The following is a 12070-nucleotide window of genomic DNA, read 5'->3' as shown; positions in this document are numbered from 1 at the left end:
TAAATATGTCAAATTATTCTAAACAAACCAATTGGGCTCAATTCATTCCGTTGGTTACTGTATTCTTCTTTTGGGGATTTGTAGCAGCCAGTAATGATATTCTGATTCCAGTTTTTCAAAAAGCATTTAATTTATCTCAAACCGAGAGTATGCTGGTCCAGATATGCTTTTACGTAGCTTATACTGTAGGCTCCTTAATTTATATGATTGTATCAAAAGGTCTGAAACAGGATCTGATCAATAAAATTGGGTATAAGAATGGCCTTATTATAGGGCTTCTTATTTCCGCCATGGGAACGCTATTGTTTTATCCGGCCGCCAATCTAAGGTCTTTTCCTTTAATGATCTCCGGATTATTTATTGTAGGTTTAGGATTCTCTCTCCAGCAGATTGTTGCCAATCCTCTTGCCATTGAGGTAGGTCCTACTGAAACCGGATCTCAGAGGTTAACAATGGCCGGTGGAGTCAATAACTTAGGAACTACAATAGGACCGCTTATTGTTGCATTTGCTATTTTTGGTTCTGCAAGCACAGCCAATATGGAAGCCAGCATAGAAAGTGTAAAAATACCCTATCTTATCCTGGGAGCAGCTTTTGTCCTTGTTGCTTTAATGCTTAAGTTTTCTTCCCTTCCTGCCGTGACGCCAACCAATATAGCGGATACGGATGATGCCATTCCGGGAGAACATAGAAGCTCAGCCTTCCAGTATCCACAATTAATAATGGGAATGATTGCTATCTTTGTATATGTAGGGGTGGAAGTTTCCACCGCAAGTAACCTTCCTGCCTATATGGAAAAAAGTCTGGGCTTTGAAACCAAAGAGGTGGCACCTTATATTTCATTATACTGGGCCTCAATGATGATTGGCCGTTGGACCGGTGCGGTAGAAGCATTTGACTTTAGCGCCGGATTCAAAAAGATCCTGAGATTTTTAGCTCCTTACCTTGCATTCGGTATATTTTTATTGGTAAATGCTATTGCTATGCATGATCTTACTCCATTCTACATCTATGGTTTCATTATTATTGCCATGATTATCTGTGATATTATGAGTAAAGGGAACCCTGCAAGAATGCTTTTGATATTTTCTGCAGCCGGAATCGCCGCTTTAATTATAGGAATGTTTACGACAGGAATGGTTTCTGTTTATGCCTTTACCAGCGTAGGTCTTTTCTGTTCTACATTGTGGCCGTGTATCTTTGCCCTGGCTATCAACGGGCTTGGAAAACATACCAATCAGGGATCAGGATATCTTATCATGATGATTATGGGAGGAGGTATTGTAAGCTTTATACAAGGTTATATAGCAGATCTTACCAATATTCATTTCAGTTATATCGTGGGAGTCATATGTTTTGCTTATCTTGCATTCTATGCAATTCGTGTAAGCGGAATTCTAAAAGCTCAAGGAATTGATCTGGATAAAATATCTAAAGGAAGTGGTCATTAAGATAAAAACAATATATAAGAAGAAGAGATTTTGGGCAGGTGTATTACTTGCCCAATTTCTTTTGTTTTATATGTTCTCAAAATCAAAGCTGATGATTTCCCTTTTTGAAGCTTTCTTTGAACTTCAGAAAGCCCCACATCAGACCCTGTTCAGCCGTATCCCTTTTTCTATGGGTGATCTGATCTACATCATTTCAGGTATTTTCCTTTTGTATTATCTCATCAGATTACTGAATAAGAGAAGCAGAAACGGCGCTATGATAAGACTACTGGTCCTTATCAACATCTTTTATTTTACCTATCAGATATTCTGGGGAATGCTGTACTTCCAGACCCCAATCATCAAAAAGCTATCCCGCCAGGAAGCTCCTGAACTGAACAGAGCCAAAATAGCAGCGCTGCATTATCTTGAGAAATGTAAAATAACGCGTCAGCTGGTCAAAGAAAACCAGCACGGTGTATTTGTCATTACTGATCTGAAGTCTATACGGCAGGAAATCCTTCATCAGCAGACCAGGTTACCCACCTATATTTCAGATAAAAAAGTGCCGCAGATTTCTGCAATTAAACCCAGTTTATTTAAAAGTGTAATGAGTTTTACCGGAATATTAGGGTACTATAATCCTTTTACGGCAGAAGCCCAATATAACGCTGAATTACCATCTACTTTCATTCCCTTCACCACAGCACATGAAAGCTCCCATCAGCTTGGTTTTGCCAGAGAGCAGGAAGCTAATTTTGTAGGATATTTAACCGGTATTGATTCCGGTAATATGGATTTGAGATACAGTACAGAGTATTTTACCTTAAAGAGTCTTCTGAGGTTCATTTCTGTGCATGATCCTGACTTTGTAAAATCAGCCCTTGATCATTATTCTCCTGCCATGAAAAGAGACCGGGCTTATGAAAAAGCTTTTATTCTCAGTCATCAGGGATGGCTGGATGATTTCTTTGGGTTCACCAACAATCTATTCCTAAAAAGCAATCAGCAGGAAGGTTCGGTTACCTATTCTTACTTTATAGATCTCCTTTTAAATTACGAAAAGTAAAACAAAAAAAGAATCGTATCAGGCGATACGATTCTAAAAACACAAATGATGAAAAAAAATTTATTACCTTGACTTGTTCCCTCATTCAAGGCGTTGTAAAAGTACAACATATTTTAGAAATACAAAAACATTTTTCCTCTTTTTTAAAACTTTAAGAAAACTTTATGCTTTTTTAAGTTTTTTTGAGTTTAGCACCAGAAAATATAAATTTTAATATATAAAAATGACCAAAATAATCAATCCCTGTTAAAATTCAAAATAATATCAAAAACACACAAAACCAAACAATTGTTTAATAATAAAATATTGAGAATTTATTTGTTGTTGGTTTTAAAAAAATTAGAGTTATTTTCAAAATAAGATTAAAATTTATACTGTTACAAATTCCTTTTGCAAATCTTAAATGATTTCTCCAGTTTTGAATTTAGCTAAGTAAAAATTGTATTAATAATTTAAAACAAAAAAATCTGTTTCATAAATTGTGAAACAGATTTTTTTGTTTTTCTCAAACTCTTTTTAAGAAGATTTTTACTTACTTTATTTAGTTGTGATCAAATCTTTTTACAAAAGAAAATATTATTTGATTTTAGATTTTAGCTCTTCTATCTCCCTTTTTGCAATTCGTTCTGTTCCTTTAATATTTTTATATAATCCTGCAAGCTGTCTATTATGGAATTGGGAATATTATAATAATTTACATTTCCACTTGCATGATCGTTAAAAGTGGAGCTATCAAAATTAGAAGAAAATTTATTATCATCTTCTTTTATTTCTTCAACAGGAACCTCCAGCGCGTCCGCCAGTTTTTTCCATTCGTCCTCATGTATCCTAGTCTCTCCACGCTCTTTACGGGAATAGTTAGAGGTATCTGTAGCTAATATTTTTGCCATCTTTTCTTGGGACATACCCTTATGTTTTCTTAGATTTTTTAATTTTTCCTGAATCATATCATTTGTGGTTTAAGCAAATATACACAAAATATGCTCAAATTTTGCAGAAAAAAAAACCAAAAAATTGCAAAATTTTTCTCTTATCAATGATATAATTATTAATAGTTTTGAAAGACAACATTGCAATATATGCTCTTTGTAGATGTACACTGCAAAGGTAGATATAAGCTGATCAGCAAATGACCCATGCCGGGGTTTATACGGCAAAACAAATTATTAAATTTTAAATTTTAACAAGATGAAAAAGTTAACAGGAATGAAGAATTTCTCTTCATTGGAAAACAAGAAATTAAATGATTTAGCAAAAATCAGCGGTGGGTTATCCGGAGAAACAAGTAAACAATGGACGTATGAAACGGGCAGTGGCTCTGATACAGGAGTATATGTAGACAATAAATTAGTAGCAGTTATTACAGAACCTAACTAAACAGATCATTTAAACTACGGGAAGCTAAAGAGAGAATTTCTCTTTAGCCTCTTTAGTTTTAATATATTCAAGAGTATCAATAAAAAAATCTTTCTTAATGAATAATTATAAAAAAATATATTTTCAGCTAAGCGGAGTTTTTCTATTAATTAGCTTTTCTATTTTAACATCCTGTCGAAATAATAAGCTTGACTATATAGCATATTACAATAGGGTAAATTCTATTGATAGTACATATAGACTAAAGAATGATACTCTTACCGCTATAAAACAATTTAAAAAACTGTTCCGACAATATCAGCCGAGAAATGATGAGCGAATGGAAGAATATGAAAACTATATTAAGTTTTCTGATAAATACAATAAAAATTTTGGAAATAAAAAAAGTCTATATAAACTGATCCCTTTAGTTGCTCCATATTGGAAGTTTAAACGAGAAGATTCAGATTTTTTCAAACTATATAAAAAATATGGGATTGATAGTATAACTATAGAACAAAAAGTAGTAGAGTGGAAAAAATCATTAAATAAGCAACTTATTGATTCCTTTAGGATTGCTTTTATCAGAGATCAGGCAAAAGATTCAATTACTGGACAACAATCATTTTATAATTTTAGAAAAAATGCTAAATTATTGAAATGGACACTTAATAATTTTGGTTATCCATCAATGCAAAAAATAGGTCTTGAGACTGATGATGGTGTCTTTATGCCAATGCTAGTTTACTTAAACCACATGGGACAAATAGAAGATTATGAGTATTTCAAGACAAAATTACTGGAATACATAAAGTCTGGTGATCTTCCGCCAAGAGATTATGCAGAAATGGTAGAAAGACATATCCAGATTAATCATTTAAAGCCTGTTTATGGAGTAAAAAGTACTGATGAAGAAATCTTCAAAGATCCAATTAACATCAACCGTAATAGAAGACTTATTGGCTTACAAAGCATAAAAGTTCGGAGAAAAATAACAAAAGAATTTTTAAAGAATAACTTAAATAAAAAATGATATTAATAATTTCTGATAATAACGATATTTCTACTACAGATGTTATCAAATGGCTTTTAGTATTAGAGAAAAAATTTATTCGAATACATGAGGATGAAATATTTGAAATTAAAATCATTCAAAAAAGGATCTTTTTAGAAAGTTCCTCTACCCGTTTTTTTTTAGATGAAATATGCAGTGTGTGGTATAGAAGAGGAGGATTGAATTTTAAACGTCTTCGATATAAGAATACTTCTATAAATATTAATATGAATGAAGCACAGCACTGGCTGGAAGATTATGTCAAGAAAAAACTTGAATCTATAAAACATATCAATAAAGAAAGCAATAGTCTAGTAAATAAACTTTTAGTATTGGAAGAAGCGGAGAAAGTAGGATTAGATGTTCCACCTTATTATATGGCTGAAAATACTGATGATGTTATTTTGGGGAAAACGATAGTAAAAACAATAGCAGGAAATCCAATGCTTGAATCTTTTTATAAAAATTCAAATGGAATGATGTTTACAACGGTAGTTGAAGAATACGAAACTGAAAATTTCTTTCCTACATTTTTTCAGGAAAAAATTGAAAAGGACTTTGAGATAAGGACATTTTATTTAAATGGCAAATGTTGGTCAATAGCTATTTTTTCTCAAAATGACGAGCAGACAAAAGTTGATTTTAGAAATTATAATTATGAAAAACGTAATAAAAATGTAAGATATAATCTTCCGAAAGTGATCGAAGAAAAAGTCCATAACCTGATGCAGATTCTTGATCTTAACTGCGGTTCATTGGATTTTATGAAAAGTGGAGATAAGTATTATTTTTTGGAGGTAAATCCGATAGGACAATTTGGATATTTATCTAAAATATGCAATTATTCATTGGAAAAAGAAATAGCAGAATATTTATGAAAAATACATTCGGGGAAAAGCATAAACTCCCTTTAACATTTAAATATATAACAAAATTTGGAAATGTAAATAATGTAAAACGTAACAGTAATACAGCATATTTTTTGGAATCTAAAAAATACCGATCGGATTTTTATATCCGTGAAAAACCGTTTAAAGCTCTTACAAGATTACTATGAAGCATTTTAATTTATTCAGTAATACTTTAGTTACAAAAGGTGCAAGCAGAGTTCTAATTTCTGATCTCCAAAGAAATTTATCCGAGGTATACCCTTTAGAACTAAATGATGTCATAGAGGAATTGAAAATTAGTTCCATAGAGGATATTTTATCTCAGTATGATAATGAATCTAAAGAAATATTTCAGAAATATTTGGATATATTAATAGAAAAAGAATATGGTTTTATTACAGAGAATGGCTGGGATAAAAGCTTTCCTTTTCTTCCTTATGAGTATCACAATTCTTCTTTAATCTCAGACTTATTTATAGAACTCAATGAGATTTCTATTTTGGAAAAAGTAAAATTATCCCTTGAAAATCTTGGAGTAAAATATTTGGTGATACACACTAAAAAGCATTTTACGATTGAAGATTTTCTACAAATAGACCAAATCTTTGCAGATTCAGTTTTATCCGGGATTGAAATTTTCTCTCCTTATCACGATATAATTGACAAAGATTTCATTCAAGAACTTAATAAAAAAACATTCAGAATTTTTAATCTGGTTTTTTATAATTGTAAGGTTTCTCCTTTTAAGGTTAAAGATGAATTCCGGTTTATTGTAAATTTCATAAAAGAAAATATAAGTATAACTTCATGTGGAAAGGTAGATTTAAAATATTTTAATACTGATCTCACAAAAGTTCTTGAAGCTATCAATCATAACTCTTGTTTACATAAAAAAATTGGAATTGATGTAGACGGTAATATAAAAAACTGTCCTTTAATGCCCGAAACTTTTGGAAATATTCATAACACCAGCCTAGAAAGTGTATTAAAAAAACCGGGGTTTAAAAAATATTGGAATATTACGAAAGAAAATATAGAAACTTGTCGGGATTGTGAGTTTCGCTATATCTGTACCGATTGCAGGGCTTATACTGAAAAAACTCATAATAATAAAGAAGGACTTGACATTTCGAAACCTTTAAAATGTGGCTATGATCCTTATACTGGGAAATGGGAAGAATGGAGCAAAAATCCTTTAAAACAAAAAGCAATACAATATTATGGAATGCAAAATTTTTCTTAAAGTAGTTCTTATATTTTTAGCAATTAGTAGTAATAATAAACTACATGCACAAAAATACAGGATCATATACTCTATGCGATTCAAGGCTGATTCCACAGCAAAAGATCTTACTACAAAAAATATGCTTCTTGACATAGATGGAGGAATTTCCAGATTCTATTCTTATAAACTGTTCAAAAGCGATTCAACTTTCATTTCAAATGAAAAATTAGGCCGTGAAGCAATTCATAAATCTATGGATTATGAGTTTATGACCATCAAGAATAAGACACAGGGACAGATTTCAAAGTTCTATAGAATATTAATAGATGTATATGAACTGAAAGAAGCCATGCCTCTTTTACAATGGAAAATAACCAGTGATATTAAGGTGGTCAATAACAACAAATGCCAGAAAGCTTTACTGGATTATAAAGGAAGAAAGTGGGAAGCTTGGTTTGCTGTTGATATTCCCATCAGTGAAGGTCCATCGGTTTTCAATGGCTTACCTGGATTAATCGTCTCTATATCAGACTCTAAAGGAAACTATAGTTTTGACCTGCTTGAACTAAAGAAAAAAGAAGAAAATATTTATACATCCAATAATCTTTCTGTAAAAACAATCCCTGTTAACCTACAGCAGTTACATAAGTTATATTTGGATCATTATAATGACCCCTACAGAGAAATTAAATCAGGATACGTTAAAGCAAAGTTTGTAGATCAAAGTGGCAAAGAAATTACACCTAATTTTAATGAACAAACAAAAAATAAACAAGTCATTTTAAAGCAAACCAATAATCCTATTGAACTTTCTGAGGCTGTACAATATCCTTAAGTTAGATTATGAAATCAGCTTCATTCTACACTAAACAAAAGAAATAATATAACAATAATTACACAAAATCAAGTATTTAATAATGGTATATCACTAGCAAAAGAAAAAAAACTTGTTTTTTTAAAACATCTCCGTATTTTAGTTTAAAAATATTACTATGATTTTCGACAAACTAATACACTATTTAAAACTTGATAAACAGGAGTTTATTTTTCAATTCAATTCTCACCCCAATTACCCTTCAGCACTGGCTTTCAGTGATACTTTAAATTTTATGGGGGTAAAAAATGATGCCTATGAACTTGACAAAGAATACTGGGATGAATTACCGGAAGAGTTTATTGCAATCGTCGAAAATTCTTTTTCCCTTGTAAAAAAATCGGGATCCCATTATTCCGTTTACTCAGAAAAAGCCAAGACACTGAATAAGGAAGAACTGTATAATAAATCTACAGACTTTGTCCTGTTGTTTGAAAAAACGGAAAATGCAGAAAGTAAACCGGCATTCAGCCTTAAACCCATATTGTACTTTATTTTTGCTATCATTCTTATTTATTCTTTTGTAAGCCAGAGTATTGATGAGGCTCTTTTCAATCTTCTGTCGCTGGCAGGGGTATACATTTCAATGGAGATCTTTAATCAGAAGTTCGGAAACAGCTCTGCTGTTATTGGAAGCATCTGTGGTGCTCCTTCTGCAGTTCAGACCGCAAATTCATGTGATAAAATCATTAAACAGGATAAAACGAGTATTTTAGGGTTAAAGTTCTCTGACTTTTCACTGATTTATTTTGCAGGACTTGCTGTATTAGGGCTTTTCCTTCCTGCTACGTCTTATATTATCAAAGGTTTCACGATCGTTTCCATCATTGCTGTTGGCTATTCATTATACATTCAGGCTTTTGTAGAAAAAACGTTCTGCCGTATATGTCTTTTAATTATTTCAATACTGATAGGACAGCTGGTCATCAGTACCCTGTTCTTTGAAAACCTTTCATTCAGTATTGGAACACTTTTACTTACTTTAGTATTATGGGCACTTATTTTCTCTGCCGTTTTATATTCAAATAATCTTCTTGAACAAAGGGAAACCCTGCAAAAATCCAATGCTAAAAATCTCAGATTTAAAAGGAATTATGAATTATTCAAAAGCCAGTTGCTGGAAAGGGATAAAATAGAATTCCAGGATACACAGACTTTTTCAGTTGGACAGAAAGAGGCAAAACTTCGGATTTCTATGGTTTCCAATCCATATTGCGGGTTCTGTAAAGATGCCCATAAAATCATGGAAGATATTCTGGAAAAATATCCTACTGAGGTTTCTGTACAGATGAGATTCAATTATTTTCCCGACAGAGCCAATGAAAAATACACTCAGCTGATATCAGATTTTACCCATATTTACCACCACAAACAGGAAAAGGAATTCCTGAAAGCTGTAGAAATGTGGTTTGAAACAAAAGATGAGAGTAAAATAGCAGCCTTATCAGGAGGAACAGCTGCTTCAGAAAACCTGACTCCTTTGATTGCCATGTCTCAGGAGAACAGTAATGCAGGATTAAGCTTTACTCCAATCTTTGTCATTAACGGATATCAGTTTCCTGAAAAATATGACCGCGAAGATATTTGGTTCTTCATTGATGAATTAATAGAAGACGAAGACTTTAGTTAAAAAAAATGCGACCCCGATTAAAAAATTCTCTATCTTAGGAAAAATAAAACAGATTTCATAAAGTCCAGGAAAGCAGCAATAAAAAAACAATTACCATGAAAAACTTAAAAAAATATACCCGTAACAGACATCAGAATCTTAAAAGGTGATATCATTTGGAATAGATACTGGCATCCTGCCAGAACCATAAAGAAGACATTATAGATACGTACAACAAATGGCAGTATTTTACAGCCATTGTATTGAGTTAACATATTGAACAAATTAAAAATGTCGTCATGGTTGACGACATTTTATAATGAATATTAGTTTTGAAAAAATTTCCATTTTATAAGCAACCAGATGCCAAAGACTGCGGACCTACATGTCTGAGAATTGTGAGCAAGCATTATGGCAGAAATATATCACTACAGCAGATCCGTGCTCTTTCTGAAACCACCCGCGAAGGAAGCAGCCTGCTGGGGCTCAGTGATGCAGCAGAAAGCCTCGGATTCCGCTCACTAGGCGTTCAAATCGATTTCAACACTCTTGTTGAAGAAGTTCCTTTACCGTGCATTGTACACTGGAATAAAAATCACTTTGTTGTTGTTTACAAAATCGACAAGAATAACAAAGTATATGTTTCGGATCCAAGTTATGGATTGATCACCTATACCCGGGAAGAGTTTATTAAATTCTGGATCGGGGAAAATGCTAATGAAACCACGGAAGAAGGTATTGCGCTTATTGTGGAAACAACGCCTTCATTTTTCCAGACTGAATTTGATGCGGATGAAAGCAAAGCCAGCTTTTCTTTCTTATCCAAATACCTGCTTAAATACAAATCACTGGTCATCCAGCTTGCGGTAGGTCTTTTAGCGGGAAGTTTACTTTCGTTGATTTTCCCGTTCCTTACCCAGAGTATTGTCGATGTGGGGATACAGAATCAGGATATTAATTTTATTTACCTGGTTCTTCTTGCACAGATCATGCTTTTCATTGGAAGAATGGGGATAGAAATGATCCGAAGCTGGATCCTGCTCCACCTTTCTTCCAGAATCAATATCTCGATCATTTCTGATTTCTTTATCAAGCTGATGAAGCTTCCCATAAGTTTTTTGATACGAGAATGACCGGAGATATCATGCAGAGAATTAATGACCACCACAGAATAGAACAGCTTCTTACCAGTTCTTCATTGAATACATTATTCTCTTTGGTCAACCTCATTATCTTCAGCATTGTTCTTCTCCTGTATGATTACAGGCTGTTTATCGTTTACCTCGTGGGTGCCATATTATACATAGGCTGGATCAGTTTTTTCCTTAAAAAACGAAAGGAACTTGATTATAAAAGATTTTCCCAGGTATCTCAGGAACAAAGTAAAGTGATTGAACTGATTAATGGGATGCAGGAAATCAAAATGCATAATGCTGAAAAACAAAAAAGGTGGGATTGGGAATTCCTCCAGGTAAAATTATTTAAAATCAGAATCAAATCCCTTAGTTTAGAACAATGGCAGTCCGTAGGAGGAAACTTTATCAACCAGATGAAAGATATTCTGGTAAGCTTTCTGTCTGCAAAACTGGTTTTGAGCGGAAACCTTACTTTGGGGATGATGCTTTCTGTTCAGTATATTATCGGCCAGCTTAACAGTCCTTTACTTCAATTGATCGACTTTATCAAACAAACCCAGGATGCCAAAATTTCCCTGGAAAGACTGGGAGAAATTCATGATAAGGATGACGAAGAAGATAAAAACGAACAGTATGCTACAGATATTCCGCAGAGAGACATTGAAGTCAGCAATATTTCTTTCAGATACATTGGTTCGGATGTTCCTGTTTTTGAAAATTTAACCCTTACCATTCCCTATCAAAAAACCACGGCAATTGTAGGAGCCAGCGGAAGCGGTAAAACAACCCTGCTTAAACTGCTGATGAAGTTTTATGATCCCGGTCAGGGAGATATCAAAATCGGAAATACCAGTTTGAAAAATATTTCGCCAAGATACTGGCGGGACCATTGTGGAGTTGTCATGCAGGAAGGATATGTATTCAATGATACGATTGCCAACAATATTGCGGTGGGTGAAGATTATATTGACAAACAGAAGCTGAGGCGTGCTGTAGAGATTGCAAATATCAAAGATTTTATAGAAAGCCTTCCCCTCAGCTACAATACCAAAATCGGAAATGAAGGAGTTGGGATAAGCGGCGGACAAAAGCAGAGACTTTTTATTGCCAGAGCAGTGTATAAAGCTCCGGAATATATTTTATTCGATGAAGCGACATCGGCACTGGATGCCAACAATGAGAAGGTCATTATGGAAAACCTCGAACAGTTCTTCAAAGGGAAAACGGCCGTGGTGATCGCCCACAGACTTTCAACCGTAAAACATGCTGATAAAATCATTGTGCTGGACAGAGGAAAAGTTGTAGAAGAAGGCAGCCATGCAGAGCTGGTAGCCATAAAAGGGGAATACTACAGGCTTGTTAAAAATCAGCTGGAATTAGGAAATTAAACTCAGCAAATTATTTTCTCCGGAATATTTGGACCCATT

The 12070-nt window shown here is 33.4% G+C and carries 9 protein-coding genes and 1 pseudogene; 9 read left to right on the top strand and 1 reads right to left on the bottom strand.

Annotation, left to right across the window (positions count from 1 at the left end):
* Positions 1-5 precede the first annotated feature (5 nt).
* Positions 6-1451 (top strand): MFS transporter, encoded by a 1446-nt coding sequence (locus MUW56_RS13730; protein WP_292013712.1) that lies wholly within the window; start codon positions 6-8, stop codon positions 1449-1451.
* Positions 1452-1542: 91 nt separating this feature from the next.
* Positions 1543-2499: a DUF3810 domain-containing protein gene (locus MUW56_RS13725; RefSeq protein WP_367118522.1), complete on the top strand. Its 957-nt coding sequence runs from the start codon at positions 1543-1545 to the stop codon at positions 2497-2499.
* Positions 2500-3101: 602 nt separating this feature from the next.
* Here the strand turns inward: MUW56_RS13725 and MUW56_RS13720 are convergent.
* Positions 3102-3446: a helix-turn-helix transcriptional regulator gene (locus MUW56_RS13720; protein WP_292013711.1), complete on the bottom strand. Its 345-nt coding sequence runs from the start codon at positions 3444-3446 to the stop codon at positions 3102-3104.
* A gap of 241 nt (positions 3447-3687) precedes the next feature.
* Between MUW56_RS13720 and MUW56_RS13715 the strand changes: the two genes are divergently transcribed.
* The 7 genes and pseudogenes from MUW56_RS13715 to MUW56_RS13685 all read left to right on the top strand — a co-directional run bounded on the left by MUW56_RS13715 (position 3688) and on the right by MUW56_RS13685 (position 12031).
* Complete coding sequence (locus tag MUW56_RS13715; protein WP_292013710.1) at positions 3688-3876, top strand: grasp-with-spasm system A modified peptide; 189 nt, start codon at positions 3688-3690, stop codon at positions 3874-3876.
* A gap of 97 nt (positions 3877-3973) precedes the next feature.
* Entirely contained in the window at positions 3974-4888 is a 915-nt protein-coding gene (locus MUW56_RS13710) for a hypothetical protein (protein WP_292013709.1), read from the top strand.
* Positions 4885-5787, top strand: a complete 903-nt coding sequence (gwsG, locus tag MUW56_RS13705; protein WP_292013708.1) for a grasp-with-spasm system ATP-grasp peptide maturase — start codon at positions 4885-4887, stop codon at positions 5785-5787. The genes MUW56_RS13710 and gwsG overlap by 4 nt, the downstream gene beginning before the upstream one ends.
* Before the next feature lie 175 nt (positions 5788-5962).
* The gene (gene gwsS, locus MUW56_RS13700; RefSeq protein WP_292013707.1) at positions 5963-7042 is read left to right on the top strand and encodes a grasp-with-spasm system SPASM domain peptide maturase; all 1080 of its coding nucleotides are present in this window, start codon (positions 5963-5965) and stop codon (positions 7040-7042) included.
* On the top strand, positions 7020-7859 hold the full coding sequence (locus tag MUW56_RS13695) for a GLPGLI family protein (protein ID WP_292013706.1): 840 nt from the start codon (positions 7020-7022) through the stop codon (positions 7857-7859). The genes gwsS and MUW56_RS13695 overlap by 23 nt, the downstream gene beginning before the upstream one ends.
* Before the next feature lie 157 nt (positions 7860-8016).
* Positions 8017-9528, top strand: coding sequence for a thioredoxin domain-containing protein (locus MUW56_RS13690; RefSeq protein ID WP_292013705.1), 1512 nt, complete (start codon positions 8017-8019; stop codon positions 9526-9528).
* Between the two features lie 311 nt (positions 9529-9839).
* Positions 9840-12031: pseudogene (locus MUW56_RS13685) on the top strand (peptidase domain-containing ABC transporter).
* The last annotated feature ends 39 nt before the right edge of the window (positions 12032-12070 follow it).

Origin of the sequence: Chryseobacterium sp. (assembly GCF_022869225.1) — a bacterium.
Lineage (GTDB): Bacteria > Bacteroidota > Bacteroidia > Flavobacteriales > Weeksellaceae > Chryseobacterium.
This window is presented reverse-complemented; position numbering and strand designations above follow the sequence as displayed.